16 protein-coding genes and 1 pseudogene are annotated in these 17,699 nt (G+C 74.2%); 4 read left to right on the forward strand and 13 right to left on the reverse strand.

Features of this window, described 5'->3' with window-relative positions; all coding sequences use genetic code 11:
- Positions 1-102: 102 nt before the first annotated feature.
- The 10 genes and pseudogenes from ACIQAK_RS01180 to hisD all read right to left on the reverse strand — a co-directional run bounded on the left by ACIQAK_RS01180 (position 103) and on the right by hisD (position 10,455).
- Positions 103-3,420, reverse strand: a complete 3,318-nt coding sequence (locus ACIQAK_RS01180) for an AAA family ATPase (protein ID WP_366388376.1) — start codon at positions 3,418-3,420, stop codon at positions 103-105.
- Positions 3,421-3,554: 134 nt separating this feature from the next.
- Positions 3,555-4,491 (reverse strand): annotated as a pseudogene (locus tag ACIQAK_RS01185) (alpha/beta hydrolase family protein).
- Between the two features lie 203 nt (positions 4,492-4,694).
- Positions 4,695-5,450 carry an imidazole glycerol phosphate synthase subunit HisF gene (gene hisF / locus ACIQAK_RS01190; protein WP_366388375.1) on the reverse strand — a complete coding sequence of 252 codons (756 nt, stop codon included), beginning with the start codon at positions 5,448-5,450 and terminating at the stop codon, positions 4,695-4,697.
- Complete coding sequence (locus ACIQAK_RS01195; RefSeq protein ID WP_366388374.1) at positions 5,447-5,860, reverse strand: RidA family protein; 414 nt, start codon at positions 5,858-5,860, stop codon at positions 5,447-5,449. Before ACIQAK_RS01195 ends, hisF begins: the two co-directional genes overlap by 4 nt.
- Entirely contained in the window at positions 5,857-6,582 is a 726-nt protein-coding gene (gene priA, locus ACIQAK_RS01200) for a bifunctional 1-(5-phosphoribosyl)-5-((5-phosphoribosylamino)methylideneamino)imidazole-4-carboxamide isomerase/phosphoribosylanthranilate isomerase PriA (protein WP_018512033.1), read from the reverse strand. The genes ACIQAK_RS01195 and priA overlap by 4 nt, the downstream gene beginning before the upstream one ends.
- Positions 6,582-7,235 (reverse strand): imidazole glycerol phosphate synthase subunit HisH, encoded by a 654-nt coding sequence (gene hisH, locus ACIQAK_RS01205; RefSeq protein WP_366388373.1) that lies wholly within the window; start codon positions 7,233-7,235, stop codon positions 6,582-6,584. The genes priA and hisH overlap by 1 nt, the downstream gene beginning before the upstream one ends.
- A 10-nt stretch (positions 7,236-7,245) precedes the next feature.
- A complete protein-coding gene (locus ACIQAK_RS01210) occupies positions 7,246-7,413 on the reverse strand; it encodes a hypothetical protein (protein ID WP_003969742.1) in 168 nt (55 codons plus the stop codon).
- Positions 7,410-8,006 (reverse strand): imidazoleglycerol-phosphate dehydratase HisB, encoded by a 597-nt coding sequence (gene hisB / locus ACIQAK_RS01215; protein WP_015607963.1) that lies wholly within the window; start codon positions 8,004-8,006, stop codon positions 7,410-7,412. Before hisB ends, ACIQAK_RS01210 begins: the two co-directional genes overlap by 4 nt.
- Positions 8,003-9,136: a histidinol-phosphate transaminase gene (locus tag ACIQAK_RS01220; protein ID WP_401847754.1), complete on the reverse strand. Its 1,134-nt coding sequence runs from the start codon at positions 9,134-9,136 to the stop codon at positions 8,003-8,005. Before ACIQAK_RS01220 ends, hisB begins: the two co-directional genes overlap by 4 nt.
- Entirely contained in the window at positions 9,133-10,455 is a 1,323-nt protein-coding gene (gene hisD, locus ACIQAK_RS01225) for a histidinol dehydrogenase (protein ID WP_366388371.1), read from the reverse strand. Before hisD ends, ACIQAK_RS01220 begins: the two co-directional genes overlap by 4 nt.
- Positions 10,456-10,622: 167 nt before the next feature.
- On the opposite strand from hisD, the gene ACIQAK_RS01230 reads away from it, so the two are divergent.
- From ACIQAK_RS01230 to ybaK, 4 genes are all read left to right on the forward strand, one after another.
- On the forward strand, positions 10,623-12,224 hold the full coding sequence (locus tag ACIQAK_RS01230; protein ID WP_366388370.1) for an oxidoreductase: 1,602 nt from the start codon (positions 10,623-10,625) through the stop codon (positions 12,222-12,224).
- A gap of 220 nt (positions 12,225-12,444) precedes the next feature.
- On the forward strand, positions 12,445-13,485 hold the full coding sequence (locus ACIQAK_RS01235) for a hypothetical protein (protein WP_366388369.1): 1,041 nt from the start codon (positions 12,445-12,447) through the stop codon (positions 13,483-13,485).
- 5 nt (positions 13,486-13,490) lie between these two features.
- Positions 13,491-14,255, forward strand: a complete 765-nt coding sequence (locus ACIQAK_RS01240) for an LON peptidase substrate-binding domain-containing protein (RefSeq protein ID WP_366388368.1) — start codon at positions 13,491-13,493, stop codon at positions 14,253-14,255.
- Between the two features lie 17 nt (positions 14,256-14,272).
- On the forward strand, positions 14,273-14,773 hold the full coding sequence (ybaK, locus tag ACIQAK_RS01245) for a Cys-tRNA(Pro) deacylase (RefSeq protein WP_366388367.1): 501 nt from the start codon (positions 14,273-14,275) through the stop codon (positions 14,771-14,773).
- Here the strand turns inward: ybaK and ACIQAK_RS01250 are convergent.
- The 3 genes from ACIQAK_RS01250 to ACIQAK_RS01260 all read right to left on the reverse strand — a co-directional run bounded on the left by ACIQAK_RS01250 (position 14,770) and on the right by ACIQAK_RS01260 (position 17,610).
- A complete protein-coding gene (locus ACIQAK_RS01250; RefSeq protein ID WP_366388366.1) occupies positions 14,770-15,462 on the reverse strand; it encodes an ABC transporter permease in 693 nt (230 codons plus the stop codon). The genes ybaK and ACIQAK_RS01250 overlap by 4 nt on opposite strands.
- A gap of 155 nt (positions 15,463-15,617) precedes the next feature.
- Positions 15,618-16,463, reverse strand: coding sequence for an ABC transporter permease (locus tag ACIQAK_RS01255; protein WP_366388365.1), 846 nt, complete (start codon positions 16,461-16,463; stop codon positions 15,618-15,620).
- A 163-nt stretch (positions 16,464-16,626) separates the two neighbouring features.
- Entirely contained in the window at positions 16,627-17,610 is a 984-nt protein-coding gene (locus tag ACIQAK_RS01260; RefSeq protein ID WP_366388613.1) for an ABC transporter ATP-binding protein, read from the reverse strand.
- Positions 17,611-17,699 lie beyond the last annotated feature (89 nt).

The raw sequence follows: 17,699 nt of genomic DNA on the forward strand, positions 1-17,699 counted from the left end.
AGCACCCGGCCCGGCAGGGCGCGGATACAGCCGAATGATCCTGACGCCCGCAGAATGGCATACCGCCCGGTCGGTACCTAGGGGTCTGCGCGGAACTTGTCATCACGGTCCTGCAACCACCCGGTCCTCGGGCGGCCTGGGAGCGAGCAGCCGCACCAGTTCGGTGCGGGAGCGGATGGAGAGGGCGGCGAAGACGTTACGGAGGTGGTGATCGACCGTGCGCGGGCTGAGCGAGAGCCGGAGCGCGCCCTCGCGGTTGGTGGCCCCTTCGGCGACGCAGCGGGCGATGCGCTGCTGCTGCGGGGTGAGCGCGCAGAGGGCTCCGACGGCAGCGGGCCCCGCGGTACGGCCCCGCTCCCCCGCCGCCCGCAACTCGCCGGCCGCCCGGTCCGCCCAGGCGCGGGCCGAGCAGCGCTGGAAGGCGACCAGGGCGTCGCGCAGGGGGGTGCGCGCCTCGCGGGTACGCCGCCGGCGGCGGAGCAACTGCCCGTACAGGAGTCGGGTGCGGGCCCGTTCGAAGTCGCCGCCCGCCCGCTCGTGGTGGGCCAGAGCCTCCGTGTACCGGGCTTCGGCCTCCTCGGCGGTGGCCAGCAGCGCACGGCAGCGGGCCAGTTGGGCGGGGGCCTGCGGGTCGGCGGTCCGGGCGGTCCATCCGGCGAACTCGGCCACGGCGGCGTGGAGTTCGCCGGCCTCCTGGGCGGCCCGCCCACCGAGGACGGCGGCCTCGATGTAACAGGGCACGGCGAGCATCCGGGCGGCGAAGTGGCCCTGCCGCGGTCCCGGGCGCACCAGCGGCCCGAGCCGGGCGGCCGCCTCGTCGGACCGTCCCGCCCCCAGGTCGGCCCGCGCCCGGGCCCAGGTGGCGAGGGTCGCGGCCTGGGCGAGCCCGTGGGGCCCCGCACCGGCAAGCGCGGCGTCGCAGTGCGCGGCGCAGGCCTCTGCGGGCCCCTCGACGGAGGCGGCGAGGGCGAGGACGGCGTGGAGGTGGACGGAGGTGTTGGGCTGCCCGGTACGGCGTGCGGCGTGCAGCCCCTCCAGGGCGTGGGCGCGGGCTCCGGCGTGGAGCCCGGCCCGCAGTTCGGCGTAGGCGAGGTGCTCCAGGGCCTGCGGCAGCAGGGCGTCGGGCCCCCGGGTCCGCACGACGGCGACCGCCCGGGCCCCGGTCCGGCAGGCGGTGGCGACCTCCCCGAGAACGAGAGCGGCGACCCCGGCGCGGAGGAGGGCGGCGGGGGCTGTGGTGGGGGCGGCTGGGGCCGGGACGGGGGCGGGGGCGGCTGGGGCCGGGGCGAGGGCCGCTGGGGCCGGGGCGGGGGCGGCTGGGGCCGGGGCGGGGGCGGCGGGGGCTGTGGTGGGGGCGGGGGCCGGGGCGGGGGTGGCCCGGCCAGCGGAGGTCGTCCGGCCCGCCGGGTCTGCCGGGTCCGGCGGGTCCGGCGGGTCTGCCGGGTACGCAGGGTCTGCCGGGTACGCAGGGTCTGCCGGGTACGCAGGGTTCACCGGGTACGCAGGGTCCGTCCGGCCCATCCGGCCCGCCGGGCGGGCTCCACCCGTCGGGTCCACCGGGTCCGCCGGGTCCGTCCGGTCCGCCGGGCGGGCTCGACCCGCCGGGTCCGTCCGGCCCGCCGGGTCTGCCGGGTTCAGGCACCGGCGGAGCAGGGCGTGCCCCTCCTCCGTGCGTCCGGCGAGCACCGCGCACATCCCGGCCCGGTAGGCGGCGAACGCCCGGTCGTGCGGGGCCGGGTCGATGCGGCCCATGGCCTCCAGATAGCCGGGCGCGTCACCCATCAGCCAGGCCGCCTCGGCCGCACCGAGGAGGGCGTCGAGGGCGCGCCGGGGGTCGTCGGGGCCGAGCAGCGCGGCTGCGGCGAGGAGGGCTTCGTGGGCGTCGGCGGCGGGGCCGGAGCGCAGGGCGAGCAGGCCGTGGACGTAGGGGGCGAGGCCGTGTCCGGGCTCCCCCGGGACCCCTGCCGAGCGCCCCGTCCGGGCCAGCAGGGCGCGGGCCAGGGCCGGGTCGCCCGCCAGTGCCGCCTGTTCGGCAGCCGCGGCGAACCGGGCCGAGCGCGGGTGCTGGTCGGCGGTGAGCGCGGCGGCGCGGGCGAGAGCCGAGGAGCGCTCGGCATGCGGGTACGGGTCCGTCGCCGCCGCCTCCAGCCGGGCGGCGAGCCCGGCGTCCGGGCCGGGGGCCGCGCAGGCTCGCTGGACGAGGGAGGCGAGCGGGGCGGGGCGGTCGCCACCGGACCGCGTCGGCCGGGTGGCCGGCGAGGCAGGGCGCTCACCGGTCTCCGCCAGCAGGGCCGCGAGCAGTTCGTGGGTGGCGCGGCGGCCGGCCGGCGGGGCGTGGTGCAGCACCGCGCGGGCGAACAGCGGGTGACTGAGGTGGACCCGGCCGCCGGCCCGTTGGAGCAGCCCATCGGTCGTGTCCGGGCCGAACAGGACCCCGTCCAGGAAGTCCCGGGGCAGCCCGGTCCGGGTGCCCGCGCGCAGCAGGAGCAGGGCGTCCGCCCCCGCTCCCGCCGGCTCGTGCTCCTGGGCGGCGGCGGCCAGCAGGAGCAGCGCGCGGGCGTGCGCCGGGAGCCCGTCGAGCCGCTCCGCGTGTGCGGCCAGCACGCCCTCGGCGCCGGGCAGCGGACAGGGCAGCGGGGTGCGCCCGGCGAGTTGGTCCGGGGTGAGGCGGCCGGTGAGCCCGGTGAGCAGGCGGGGATTGCCGGCCGCCTCCCGCAGGAGCTCGGCGCGGACGACCGGGTCGAGCCGTTCCCCGCCGCCGGCCAGTCCTTCCGTACGACGGCCGAGCCCCTTCGTACCGCCGGGGGGCGCCTCCGTGCCGCTGTGAGGCCCCTCCGTGCCGCCGGAAGGCCCCTCCGTAGCGCCGGTCAGCCGGTCCAGGAGTGCGGCGGCCGCGTCCTCGTCCGGCGGGCCGAGCCGGAGTGCGGGCAGACCGGCGAAGGCGGGGCCGTCGTCAGCGGTGATCAGGACGGCGACCCGGCTGCCCGCGCCCAGCCTGCGGGCCGCGAAGCCCAGCGCGGTCCGGGAGTCCGGGTCCCAGGCGTGGGCGTCGTCGGCGCAGACCAGCAGCGGGCGCTGTTCGCCCAGCTGCCGTAGCCGGGCGAGCAGCGCGTCGGGGGTGAGGCGGGAGGGGTGCCCCGGTCCCGCCCCCGGGGCCGAGCAGAGCAGGGCGTGCAGTCCGCTGTGGGGCAGGGCGCGTTCGGCGGGGGCGGCCGTGGCGAACAGCACCGGCCCCCGGGACCGGTGGGTGGCGGCCGCCTGGCGCAGCAGGGCGGTACGGCCGAGGCCGGGCGGTGCCGCCAGTACGAGGACACCGCCCTCACCCTGCCGTAGCCGGGCCAACAGGCTTCCCAGGACGGCGATTTCACCGCTGCGGCCGTACAGCCGGAGCGGACTGTGCACGGTCGTCGATGAGGTCACAGCGGCACGTTAGGGCCGTGCGATCGGGGGTGGAAGGTGCGCGTCCGGCCGTCCGGCCGGGGCGGTGCGGACTCCCAGCCGGACGGCTCCGGCGCTGTGCGCGGGCACAGCGCCGGAGCCGCCGGAGGACCGGTCTACGAGGAGTGCGGGCAGGTGCCCCGGTACTCCGCGATGGTGGAACTCGGCTGCGGGATCGGGCAGAGGAACTGCTCGTAGCGGGTGTCGTTGTCGATGAATCGCTTCAGCCACGAAAGGCTGTACCTGGCGATCGTGGTGTTGGAGGAGTTGGGCGTGAAGTGGGAGGCGCCCCGCAGTTCCAGGTACGCCTTCTCCAACGACCCGGGCAGCGACTGGTAGAACGGCTCGGAGTGGGTGCCGACCGGCGCGACCGTGTCCCCGTCCGCTCCCACGACCAGGGTGGGCGTGCGCAGTTCCGGCCAGGTCTTGTCGGTGTTCCAGCCGGTCAGCGGGATCGCCGCCTTCAGCGACGTACGGCTCTTGGCGGCCTCCAGGGAGCCGCCGCCCATCGAGTGGCCCATCACGCCGAGCCGGGTGGCGTCGACCCGGGTCCGTACCGAGCTGCGCTGGGTCAGGTAGTCCAGCGCGGACAGGAGTTGGCGGCCTCTGCTGTCGGGCTGGTCGAGCGTGGTGGTGGTGTCGATGGTGAAGACCACGAAGCCCTGGGACGCCAGACGCGGGCCGAGCCAGGCGATGGAGGACTGGTAGGCGGTGGCCGGGCGAGATGACGACCGCGCCGAAGGTGCCGTCGGCGGTGGAGGTCGGGTAGTAGATCGTGCCGCCGCCGAACCCGCTCACGGCGAGCGAGGAGACGGACGTCTGGGAGGTGGCGTACGAGCCGCGGCTCGCCTCGACGGAGGCGTTGGTGGGGGCCGGGCCGCGCTCGTAGGGGTTGGCGGCGGCCTGGGCGCCCGGGACCAGGGCGGTCATCAGGATGCCGGTGGTGGCCGCGGCGGCGGTCAGCAGACCGGTGAGCGTACGGGAGCCTCCCGCGTACGTACGGGAGCGGCTCGGGCGCGGGGGGTGCTGGCGTGAGGGGAGGTGCTGCTGCACGGGGGGGTCCTCTCGGTGGTGGCGGGGGGAACCACACCACGCGAGGCGCACGAGCCCGTCGTCCGGGGGCTGTCGGGGTGCACCGCGTGGCTGCCGTCGTCGTTCGTCGGCGGTCGCCACTCTCACGGTGCGTCCCGTGGTCACGCATCGGCGGTATCACCGGTCTTGACGGACCGGTGACACCGCCTCAACCCCGTACCGGGTCAGCGGACCGCGTGTCCCGCTTCCCGCAGAGCGCCCTTGACCTCGGAGATCCGCAGGTCGCCGAAGTGGAACACCGACGCGGCGAGTACCGCGTCCGCCCCCGCCTCGATCGCCGGGGCGAAGTCGGCGAGCCGGCCCGCGCCGCCGGAGGCGATGACGGGGACGGTGACGTGCCCCCGTACCGCCTCGATCATCTCCGTGTCGTAGCCGTCCTTCGTGCCGTCCGCGTCCATCGAGTTGAGCAGGATCTCGCCCGCGCCCAGCTCGGCGGCCCGGTGCGCCCACTCGACGGCGTCGATGCCGGTGCCCTTGCGCCCGCCGTGCGTGGTGACCTCGAAGGTGCCCTCCGGGGTGCGGCGGGCGTCGACGGAGAGCACCAGGACCTGACGGCCGAAGCGCTCGGCGATCTCGCGGATGAGGTCGGGGCGGGCGATGGCGGCGGTGTTGACGCCGACCTTGTCCGCCCCGGCGCGCAGCAGCTTGTCCACGTCGTCGGGGGTGCGGACGCCGCCGCCGACGGTGAGCGGGATGAAGACCTGCTCGGCGGTGCGGCGGACCACGTCGTACGTCGTCTCGCGGTCGCCGCTGGAGGCGGTGATGTCGAGGAAGGTCAGCTCGTCGGCGCCCTCGGCGTCGTACAGCTTGGCCATCTCGACGGGGTCGCCCGCGTCGCGCAGGTTCTGGAAGTTGACGCCCTTGACGACCCGGCCGTTGTCGACGTCGAGGCAGGGGATGACCCGTACGGCGAGAGTCACTTGGCGCCTCCCCGGTAGGCCTCGATCTCGACCTCGACGACCAGGCTCGGGTCGACGAAGCCGGACACGATGATCATGGAGGCGGCGGGGCGTACGGCGTCGAACAGTTCCTTGTGGGCGCGGCCGACGTCGTCCACGTCCCGGGCGTGCGTGATGTACATCCGGGTGCGGACGACGTCCTCGCGGGTGAGGCCCACCTGCTCCAGCGCCGCGAACGCGACGTCGAAGGCGGTGATCGTCTGCTCGTACGGGGAGCCGGCGGAGATCTGGCCGTTCACCACGGAGGTGCAGCCGGCCACCAGGACGAGCCCGCCCGGGAGTTCGACCGCGCGGGAGTAGCCGAACTGCTCCTCCCAGGGGGCGCCGGTGGAGATCCGGCGTACGGAGGCCGAAGCAGTGGGCTCCGTCATGCGGCTACCGCCTTGAGCGCCTCTTCCAGCGTGAACTCCTTCGCGTACAGCGCCTTGCCGACGATGGCGCCCTCGACGCCTTCGGGGACGAGGAGGGAGATCGCGCGGAGGTCGGCGAGGGAGGAGACGCCGCCGGAGGCGACGACCGGGCGGTCGGTGACGGCGCAGACGTCCCGCAGGAGGCCGAGGTTGGGGCCCTGGAGGGTGCCGTCCTTGGCGATGTCGGTGACGACGTAGCGGGCGCAGCCCTCGGCGTCGAGGCGGGCGAGCGTCTCGTAGAGGTCGCCGCCGTCGCGGGTCCAGCCACGGCCGCGCAGGGTGGTGCCCCGGACGTCGAGGCCGACGGCGATCTTGTCGCCGTGCTCGGCGATGACCTTGGCGACCCACTCCGGGGTCTCCAGGGCGGCGGTGCCGAGGTTGACGCGGCGGCAGCCGGTGGCGAGGGCGGCGGCGAGCGAGGCGTCGTCGCGGATGCCGCCGGAGAGCTCGACCTTGATGTCCATGGCCCCGGCGACCTCGGCGATCAGGTCCCGGTTGTCGCCGGTGCCGAAGGCGGCGTCCAGGTCGACGAGGTGCAGCCACTCGGCGCCGGCGCTCTGCCAGGCGAGGGCGGCCTCCAGCGGGGAGCCGTAGGAGGTCTCGGAGCCGGACTCGCCGTGCACGAGGCGGACGGCTTGGCCGTCACGGACGTCGACGGCGGGGAGCAGTTCAAGCTTCGGCATTACAGCGTCTCGATCCAGTTGGTCAGCAGCTGGGCCCCGGCATCGCCGGACTTCTCGGGGTGGAACTGGGTGGCCCACAGCGCGCCGTTCTCCACGGCGGCCACGAACCGTTCGCCGTGCGTGGCCCAAGTGACCTTGGGGGCACGGATCTTGGCGTTGGTCACTTCGAGGGACCAGTCGTGCGCGGCGTAGGAGTGCACGAAGTAGTACCGCGCGTCGGCGTCCAGGCCGGCGAAGAGCCGGGAGTCCTCGGGGGCTTCGACGGTGTTCCACCCCATGTGCGGGACGACGTCGGCCTTCAGGGGTCCGACCGTACCGGGCCACTCGTCCAGGCCATCGGTCTCCACGCCGTGCTCGATGCCGCGCTCGAACAGGATCTGCATCCCGACGCAGATGCCCATCACGGGACGGCCTCCGGCCAGCCTGCGGCCCACGATCCAGTCGCCGCGCGCCCGCTTCAGCCCCTCCATGCAGGCGGAGAAAGCCCCGACGCCGGGGACGAGCAGCCCGTCGGCGTCCATCGCGCGGTCGTAGTCGCGGGTGATCTCGACGTCCGCGCCGACGTGGGCGAGGGCCCGCTCGGCGGAGCGGACGTTGCCGAAGCCGTAGTCGAAGACGACGACCTTCTTCTTGCCGGTCGATGTGTCGGTCATGGTGTGCCCCTCAGTCCCACAGGCCCTGGATCCGCAGGATGCCCGCCACCAGGCACATCACGGAGCCGATCGACAGCAGCACGATGACGCCCTTGGGCATCCCCTGCTTGGCGAAGGAGTAGACGCCGCCGGCCAGGAAGAGGCCGACGACGATCAGGATGGTGTTGAGGCCGGTCACAGGGCGCCCTTCGTGGAGGGCAGGATGCCGGCGGCGCGCGGGTCGTGCTCACTGGCGTAGCGCAGGGCGCGGGCGAGCGCCTTGAACTGGCACTCCACGATGTGGTGGGCGTTGCGCCCGTACGGCACGTGGACGTGCAGGGCGATCTGCGCCTGGGCGACGAAGGACTCCAGGATGTGCCGGGTCATCGTCGTGTCGTACTCGCCGATCATCGGCGCCATCTTCTCGGGCTCGGTGTGCACGAGGTAGGGGCGGCCGGAGAGGTCGACGGTGACCTGGGCGAGCGACTCGTCCAGCGGGACGGTGCAGTTGCCGAAGCGGTAGATGCCGACCTTGTCGCCGAGGGCCTGCTTGAAGGCGGCGCCGAGCGCGAGGGCGGTGTCCTCGATGGTGTGGTGGCTGTCGATGTGCAGGTCGCCCTCGGTCTTGACCGTGAGGTCGAAGAGGCCGTGGCGGCCGAGCTGGTCGAGCATGTGGTCGTAGAAGCCGACCCCGGTGGCGACATCGACCTTTCCGGTGCCGTCGAGGTTGATCTCGACCAGCACGGACGTTTCCTTCGTGGTGCGTTCCACGCGGCCTACGCGGGGGCTCATGCGTCGTGCTCCTTCTTGAGTTCGCGTACCGCATCGAGGAACGCGTCGTTCTCTGCCGGGGTTCCCGCGGTGACCCGCAGCCATCCCGGTACGCCGTTGTCCCGGACCAGGACGCCCCGGTCGAGGATCTGCTGCCAGACGGCGTGGCTGTCGTCGAAGCGGCCGAACTGGACGAAGTTGGCGTCCGACTCGGTGACCTCGTAGCCGGTGGCGCGCAGCTCGGCCACCAGCCGGTCGCGCTCGCTCCTGAGCTGCGCGACGTATCCCAGCAGCGTATCGGTGTGCTCCAGGGCGGCGAGCGCGGTGGCCTGGGTGACCGAGGAGAGGTGGTAGGGCAGCCGCACCAGCTGGACCGCGTCGACCACGGCCGGGTCGGCGGCGAGGTAGCCCAGGCGGAGCCCGGCGGCGCCGAAGGCCTTGGACATGGTCCGGGAGAGGACCAGGTTGCGGCGGCCCTCGATGAGCGGGAGCAGTGAGGGGTGGTGGCTGAACTCGCCGTACGCCTCGTCGACGACGACGATCGAAGGGCCGGCGGCCCGGGCGGCGTCATACAGGGCGAGGACGGTGTCGGCGTCCACGGCGGTGCCGGTGGGGTTGTTGGGCGAGGTGACGAAGACCACGTGAGGGCGCTGCTCGGCGATGGCGGTGCGGGCGGACTCGACGTCGATGGTGAAGTCCTCGTTGCGCGGCCCGGAGATCCAGCCGGTGCCGGTGCCCCGCGAGATCAGGGCGTGCATCGAGTACGAGGGTTCGAAGCCGATGGCGGTGCGGCCGGGCCCGCCGAAGGTCTGGAGCAGCTGCTGGAGGACCTCGTTGGAGCCGTTGGCGGCCCAGACATTGGCGGCTGCCACCTCGTGGCCCGCGGTGCGGGTGAGGTAGCGGGCCAGCTCGGTGCGGAGCTCGACGGCGTCCCGGTCGGGGTAGCGGTTGAGGCCGCGGGCGGCCTCGCGGACCCGCTCGGCGATCCGGTCGACCAGGGCTTCGGGGAGCGGGTAGGGGTTCTCGTTGGTGTTGAGGCGTACGGGGACGTCGAGCTGGGGTGCGCCGTACGGGGACTGGCCGCGCAGCTCGTCGCGGATGGGGAGCTCGTCCCAGGGGCTGAGGGGGGCGGCGGCGCTGTCGTACGTCACTGCTGGGGGACCTTCCATCCGAACCGTGCCTTGAGCGCGGCGCCGTGGGCGGGGAGGTCCTCCGCCTCGGCGAGGGTCACGACGTGGTGGGTGACCTCGGCGAGCGCGTCGCGGGTGTAGTCGACGATGTGGATGCCGCGCAGGAAGGACTGCACGGACAGGCCCGAGGAGTGGCAGGCGCAGCCGCCGGTGGGCAGGACGTGGTTGGAGCCGGCGCAGTAGTCGCCTAGCGAGACGGGCGACCAGGGACCGACGAAGATCGCTCCGGCGTTGCGGACCCGGTCGGCGACGGCGGCCGCGTCGGCGGTCTGGATCTCCAGGTGCTCGGCACCGTACGCGTCGACGACCTTGAGGCCGTCCTCGATCGAGGAGACCAGGACGATCGCGGACTGGCGGCCGGCCAGCGCGGGCTCGATACGGTCCTTGGTGTGCTTGGTGGCGGCGACCTGCGGGGCGAGCTCGGCCTCGGTGGCGGCGGCCAGCTCCTCGGAGTCGGTGACCAGGACGGCGGCGGCCATCGGGTCGTGCTCGGCCTGGCTGATCAGGTCGGCGGCGACGTGCGCCGGGTCGGCGGTGGTGTCGGCGAGGATCGCGATCTCGGTGGGGCCTGCCTCGGCGTCGATGCCGATGCGGCCCTTGAGGAGGCGCTTGGCGGCGGCGACGTAGATGTTGCCGGGGCCGGTGACCAGGTTGACCGGGAGGCAGTCCTCGGTGCCGTACGCGAACATGGCGACGGCCTGGGCCCCGCCCGCCGCGTACACCTCGTCGACGCCGAGCAGGGCGCAGGCGGCGAGGATCGTGGGGTGGGGCAGTCCGTCGAAGTCCTTCTGCGGCGGGGAGGCCACGGCGATGCCCTCGACGCCCGCCTCCTGGGCCGGGACGACGTTCATCACGACGGAGGAGGGGTAGACCGAACGGCCGCCGGGGACGTAGAGCCCGACGCGCTCGACGGGGACCCACTTCTCGGTGACGGTGCCGCCGGGGACGACCTGGGTGGTGTGCGTGGTGCGGCGCTGCTCGCGGTGGACGAGGCGGGCGCGGCGGATCGACTCCTCGAGGGCCGCGCGGACGGCGGGGTCCAGCTCCTTCAGCGCCCGGGTCAGGGCGTCGGCGGGCACCCGGACCGACGGGATCCGGACACCGTCCAGCTTCTCCCCCCACTCGATCACTGCCGCGGAGCCACGATGGCGCACGTCCTCGCAGATGGGCCGCACCGTCTCCAGGGCGGCTTCCACGTCGAACTCGGCACGGGGCAGCAGGTCGCGCAGGGCAGCACCCTCGGGGAGGGTGTCGCCGCGCAGATCGATTCGAGAGATCACACCGCAATTCTCGCAGACCGCTCAGGACCGCCGGTCGCCCGTATCACTGGCTGATACATGTCTCGGCCATCTCCCGCTGTCACTGGTGACCGATAGCTTCACACCGTCACGCAGAGGGAAGAACAGCACCAGAGCATGTGTGCCATGTGTGCACGGAGGGAGCGGCCGTGACCGAGCCGCACGAAGGCGACATCCCGGACGGCCTCAGCGCAGCGGAGCTGGGCATGTGGCAGTCCTTCCGCAACGGGACCACCTACGACTTACGCACCTACGACTCCACCCGCAACGATCCGTTCGCCCCGCACGTGTGGGGCCCCGAGCGGAGTGTCGGCGCGCGGACGGTGGCGCGGCTGCTGCTGAGCGGACCGCCGGCGCGCCCGGGCCGGGTGGCGGCGCTCAAGCTCCGGGGGGTGCGGATCACCGGGAAGCTGGACCTGGCGGGCGGCCGGGTCTCGCCGTACGTGGAGCTGACGGGGTGCCGCTTCGAGCAGGAGGTGGTACTGCCCGAGTGCCACTTCACGACGTTGCGGATGGTGGGCTGCCTGCTGCCCCGGCTGGAGGCGGCCCGGCTGCACACCGAGGGCGATCTGCATCTGCCGCGCTGCCGGATCGACCGGGGCATCCGGCTGACCGACGCCCAGATCGGCACGGACCTGCTGATCAACCAGCTCAGTGTGGGGCCCGACCGGCACGGCCGGGCGTTCGTCGGGGACGGTATGGCGGTCGCCCAGGACCTCCAGGCCGAGATGATCGAGACGCACGGCGAGCTGAGCCTGCGCGGGGCGAAGGTGGGCGGTTCGCTGAGCCTGCGCGGCAGCCATCTGCGGGCCGCGGAGGACCGCCGCGCGCTGAACGCGCCGCAGCTGACGGTGGAGCGCACGCTGTACATGACCGAGGCGTGGGTGAGCGTCGACACCGGCAACCAGGGCACCACTCCCCCGTACGGCGTGGTCTACGCCCCGACCACGGCACGCGGGACCCGGTCGCAGATCTTCGAGAGCAAGGGCGGGGTGCGGCTGGACGACGGGCGGTTCGGGGACGCGGTGGACCTGGCCAAGGCCCGGTTCACGATGACCCGGCAGGAGGAGCTGTCGTTGCGCAGGATCGTCACGCCGGAGCTGCGGTTCAACGCGGAGCGCCCGGAGGAGGGCCGGGTCGTGCTGAACGGCGCGAAGGTGGTGACCCTGATCGACCTGTCCACCAGCTGGCCGGGGCCCGGCGGCCTCGCCATGGGCGGTTTCGTCTACGAGAACCTGGTCCCCTACGGCCACTTCCCGCTCTCGCGGCGGCTGGAGTGGGTGCTGGCGGCGACCCCGGAGTACGTCCCCGAACCGTACGAGCGGCTGGCGGCGGTGATGCGCGGCTGTGGCGAGGACGCGGACGCCCGGGAGGTGCTGCTGGCCAAGCAGCGCCGCCGCCGCGAGACACTGCCGCCCGCCGCGAAGGCGTGGGGGTTCCTCCAGGACTGGACCGTGGCGTACGGGTACCGGCCGGGGCGGGCGGCGGTGTGGATGGCGGTGCTGTGGGCGGCGGGCACGGCGGCCTTCTCGCAGTACGACCCGGCGTCGATCAAGAACGGGGAGTCACCGCAGTGGAATCCGGCGCTCTACGCGCTGGACCTCCTCATCCCCGTGATCAACCTCGGCCAGGACGGCTACTGGCGGATGGAGGGCGGCTGGCAGTGGGCCGCGGCCACTCTGGTGCTCGTGGGATGGATTTTGGCCACCACGGTGGCCGCCGGAGCCTCCCGGCTGCTGCGCAGGAGCTGACCGAAAGCGCAGCTCGAACCGGGTGCGCCCGCCTGGGACCGGCACGTCCGGGGGAGGACGGGGCGGCTTTGCAGACAGTGACGAGGTGACCGGCAGGTCGTATTCAAGCCACCGCCGGACATTTCCTTTGCCCTTTCTTGACCCGGCCGGATACAACCCATCCACTCGGCACAGAAGCTTCACAGCACACCCCTGGCGCGGCCCTCACCAGCGCTTTTCAATGGTCTGCACCATGGCCTTCCTTCGCGCTCTGCTCAGTACCGCGCGCATGATCCGGCACAGCCCTCCGCTGTCCGCCGGACTGCCCGCGGATGACGCCGTGCTGCTCGACGCCCCCGACGAGCGGCTCTCACCGGCGCTGGTGGCCGCCGCCCTCGGCGACCACGAGCCGGCCGCCAAGCTGCTCGCCTCCACCCGGGACGCCGCCGACTGGGAGAACCGCGACCGCTATCTCGGCCGGCTCACCACGTTCGCCCGCCACCGGGACGGCTGGCTCACCGACTGGCTGGCCGCCGCCCCGCGCGACCCCGACGCCCTGCTGGTCAAGGCGGAGCTCGCGGTCCACCGGGCCTGGGAGTCGCCCGCCCGGGCGGAACGGCTCCACGAGGTCGGCCCGATGATCGCCGCCGCCGCCGAGGCGGACCCGCGCGACCCGGTGCCGTGGCGGCTCGCCCTGGACCACGCCCGCGGCACCCACGCCACCCACACGGCGTTCGAGTCGCTGTGGGAGCAGGCGATACGGCGCTCCGCGCACCACTACGGCTGCCATGTGGCGGCGCTGCGCTACCTCTCCGCCGCCTGGTACGGCTCGCACCGCGAGTGCTTCGACTTCGCCGAGCGGGCCGCCGAGGACGCCCTGCCCGACTCCCTGGTGCAGGCCCTCCCGGTCCGGGCCGCCTTCGCCCTGCTCATGGACGCCCAGGCGCTCGCCCGGACCACCTCCGTACTGGAGGAGCGGATCGACGCGGCGGCCGACGCGGCCATCGGGCTGTCGGCCGCCTACCGGCCCGGCGATCCGTGGCCGGCCGAGGTCCGCAACCTCCTCGCGTACGTGCTGCTCGCCCGCGGCCGGTGGGCCGAGGCGCTGGACCAGTTCGCGCTGATCGGGCTGCACGCGACGTCGTTCCCGTGGTCCTCGGTCTCCGACGACGCCCTGGGCCGGTTCCTCGACGCACGGGACGGCGCACGGCTCCAGGTGGCCGCCCTGACCCCCTTGCGCAACCGGGCCGACCGAGGACGTCCGCGCGGCCATTACGCTTGAGCGTTGTGACCACCGCCCGTCTTCCCCTGTTCCCCCTCAACGTGGTGCTGTTCCCCGGCCTCGTGCTGCCGCTCAACGTCTTCGAGGAGCGTTATCGCGCCATGATGCGGGAGCTGCTGAAGAGCGACGAGGACGAACCTCGCCGCTTCGTCGTGGTCGCGATCCGCGACGGCCGCGAGACCGCGGTGACGGGCACCGGCATGCCGGACCCCGTCGCCTCCGCACCCCCCGCCGAGCGCGCCCCGGCCGAGGGCTTCGGCCCCGACCCCATCCAGACCTTCCACCGCGTCGGCTGCGTGGCCGACGCGGCGACCATCCGCGAGCGCGCGGACGGCAGTTTCGAGGTCCTGGCCACCGGCACCACCCGGGTCAGGCTCCTCTCGGTCGACGCGAGCGGCCCGTATCTGAGCGCCGAGGTCGAGGAAGTGACCGAGGAACCGCCGGCGGAGGACGAGGCCGACGAGGCCGGTGCCCTCGCGGAGGGCGTCCTGCGGGCGTTCCGCTCCTACCAGAAGCGCCTGGCCGGAGCGAGCGAGCGCTCACTCGCCACCGGGTCCGAGCTCCCCGACGACCCCTCCGTCGTCTCCTACCTGGTCGCGGCGGCCACCGTCCTGGACATCCCCACCAAACAGCGGCTGCTCCAGGCCCCGGACACCGCGACCCGGCTGCGCGAGGAGCTGACGCTGCTGCGCCGGGAGGCGGCGGTCATCCGCCACCTGCCCTCGCTGCCCGCGCCCGACCTGACCCGCGCCCCGACCCACCCCAACTGAAGAAGGACCGCGCTCCGATGGTGAAGAAGCCGAAGAAGCAGTCGGGCGGCACCCCCGCCACCGTCGCCCTGACCGCGGCGGGCACCGCCTTCACTGTCCGCGCCTACGACCACGACCCGGCCTCCCCCTCCTACGGCGAGGAGGCGGCCGAGGCCTTGGGCGTCTCCCCCGACCGGGTCTTCAAGACCCTGGTCGCGGACGTGGACGGCGAACTGACGGTCGCGGTCGTCCCGGTGGCCGGCTCCCTGGACCTCAAGGCCCTGGCGTCCGCGGTGGGCGGCAAACGCGCCACGATGGCGGACCCGGCAGCCGCGGAACGCACGACGGGCTACGTCCGCGGCGGCATCTCCCCCCTGGGCCAGCGCAAGCGCCTGCGCACGGTGCTGGACGCGTCGGCGCGCTCGCACACCACGATCTGCGTCTCGGCCGGGCGCCGGGGCCTGGAGGTGGAGCTGGCGGCGACGGATCTGGCGGAGCTGACGGGGGCGGTGTTCGCGGACATCGGCCGCGGGGCCTAGGCGCTCCCGGGGGCGCTGCCCTCCGGCCCCCCGCCGTACGACGACCACCCCGCCCCGGCCCACTCCGGCTCGACCTCCCGGGGCCCGAACGCCGCGGTCAGCAGCAGATGCAGGGCCAGCGCCACGAACGGCCACACCATCACCGCCACCACCACCGCGTGCAGCTCAAGCGGCGCGTCGAACACGACCCCCTTGCCGGCCTCCCGCGCCCGGGCCACCACGTCGGACGAGGGCCCCAGCCAGACCCCCACCCGCCAGGCCAGCAGCGAGCCGAGCACCGCGCCCAGCGCCAGACCCACCACGACGAGGACACCGCCCCGCCGCAGCCGCCAGAAGACCAGCGCCGCCGACAAAACACCGAACGCGGCGGCGAGCAGCACGAACGTTCCGTCCGCCCCGATCGCCTCCTCGCCCTCGCTGTTCTTCAGGAAGACGGCGGTGCCGTCGGAGACCAGCGGGACCCGGGGCGCGAGCCACAGCCACAGCAGCCCGAGCGCGATACCGGCGAGCGCCACGAGCACGACGATCACGGCGGCCTGACGGAGCTCCGTCGCCGTGTCCGGGTCGTCGGGCGAACCGGACGCGGGCGCGAGGTGGGAGCCCGAAGGCGGGGCCTGCCACGGATCGTGGGGGTTCGGCTGGTGAGGCGGCGTCAGAGGTGCGGTCACCGTGCCATCGTGCCAGGCCACCCTGTGCGGCGCCTCACCGGATGCCGCACCCGTGCGTACGGCCGACCACCCCGCCCCGCCCAGAGCCAGGAGCCCGGAGCCGGAGCCACGAGCCCGGAGCATGAGCCACGAGCCCGGGGCATGAGCCAGGAGCGGAGCCAGGGGCCAGGGGCCACCTACCGTACGGCCGCCCGCCGGTACGCCCACGTCGCCACGGCCAGCGACAGCACCCCCACCGCCGCGCAGACCGCGAGGAAGAAGCCGATCATGCCCCAGTCCGGATCGGCGTCGAAGGAGCGGGCCAGCGCCTCGACCCCGTACGTCGAGGGCAGCAGGTCACGCGCCCACCCCACCGGCTCCGGCAGCCGGTCAGCCGGCAGCACCCCGAGCAGCAGCGCGGCGGACATGCCCAGCTGGCCCAGCAGGGTGGCCAGCTCCTGACGCGGGGCGAGCAGCCCGAGGGCCGCCCCGAGACCGGCCAGCGCGGCGCCGGAGAGCGGGATGACGGCGACCAGGACCCACAGGTGGGTCATCGGGAGCTGGAACAGCACGCTCCCGGTGATCGCCGTGAAGACCGTGCCCGGCACGGTGAAGGAGGCGTACGCGGCCGCCGCCCCCAGCACCACCGCCGCCGGCGGCACCGGCAGCGTGGCGTAGTGGTCGAGTCCGCCGCCGGCCCGCAGCTGGCCGAAGTACTGGGCGAGCAGATTGAGCGCGACGAACGCCACGACCAGCACGCTGGAGCCGGCGACCACCGCGCGGGCCTCGGCCCCGCCGTCGACGACGCCCCGCATCAGGACCATGATCCCGACGGACTGGAAGGTCGCCACGAAGAGCAGCGGGATGCGGGCGACCCGCGCCCGGGAGAGCTGGGCGCGGTAGACGGCGGCCAGCGAGGGCAGCAGGCGGGCGCGCGGCGCGAGGGGGGCGGACACGGTCCGCGCGGCGGAGCCGGAGCCGGCGGGGCGGGGCAGGGTCCGGACGCGCGACGGTGCGGTCCTGGCCGGAATGATGCTGGTCACCTGGGGCCGCTCCCCTTACACACGCCCGACACGTCCGACACGTCCGACGCACCCCACTCGTCCCGTCGGTGAACCACGTCCCGTACCTCCACCGTGCCCGCCCCGTCCCGTACGTACGGCGCCCGCGCGGCGTTCAGCGCCCGCACCCCGCGCCCGTGGATCCTCACGCCTTCACCAGCCCCTTGGTCGCATTGGCCGCGTCTCCCCCGAGCGCCAGGTACACATCTTCCAGGCTGGGTGTGGCCAGGGTGAAATCGTCGAGCGCGGCGAAGGCCGCGCCGCCCGTCACCGCGGCGACCGCGGCCCGGGCCTCGTCGGGGCCGAGCCGCAGCACCCAGCGCCGCCCGGACTCCTGGGCGGACGGGCGCAGCGCCGCGACCTCCGGGACGTCCAGCGGGGCCCGCTCGCGCCACATGAGCTCGACGCGGACCTCCCCGGCCACCTTCTCCTTGAGGCCGGAGGGGGTGTCGCAGGCGATGACCCGGCCGCGCTCCAGGACGGCGACCCGGTCGAGGACGGTCTCGGCCTCGATGACGTTGTGGGTGACCAGCAGGACGGTGGCCCCGCGCTCCGCCCGGCGGCGGTCGACGGCGGCCCAGACGGCCCGCCGGGCCACCGGGTCCATGCCGGTCGTCGGCTCGTCCAGGACCAGCACCGGCCGGTCCCCGACGAGCGTGGCGGCGAAGCAGGCGAGCCTGCGCTGACCGCCGGAGAGCTTCTTCAGGGGCCGCGCGGCGAGCGCGGTGAGGCCGAGCTCCTCCAGTACGGCGTCGCGTTCGGCGCGCGCCTCGCGGACGTGGAGCCCGCGCAGCCGCCCGGTGGTCTCGGCGGCCAGCGAGACCGTCAGCTCGTCCAGGGCGGTGGATTCCTGCCCCAGGTAGCCGATCAGCCGGGAGGCCCGCTCGGGGTGGCGTACGAGGTCGTGGCCGAGGACTTCGACGGAGCCGGAGTCGGGGCGCATCAGCCCGGTCAGCTGGCGGACCAGCGTGGACTTGCCGGCGCCGTTGGGGCCGAGCAGTCCGAAGATCTCGCCGCGCTCGACATCGAGGCTGATCCCGTCGGTGGCGCGCACCTGCGGGGTGGCGGGTGCGCCGCGGCGGCCCCGTACGGCGGGATAGGTCTTGACGAGGTCGCGCACCGCGCACACGGTGCCGGTGTCGCTCTGCGCCTGTGCTGTGCCCGTACTCACGAGGTACGAGGGTACGGGGTCACACGCCCCGGTTCGCGTCCGGGGCC

It is taken from the genome of Streptomyces sp. NPDC088706, assembly GCF_044752765.1.
GTDB lineage: Bacteria > Actinomycetota > Actinomycetes > Streptomycetales > Streptomycetaceae > Streptomyces.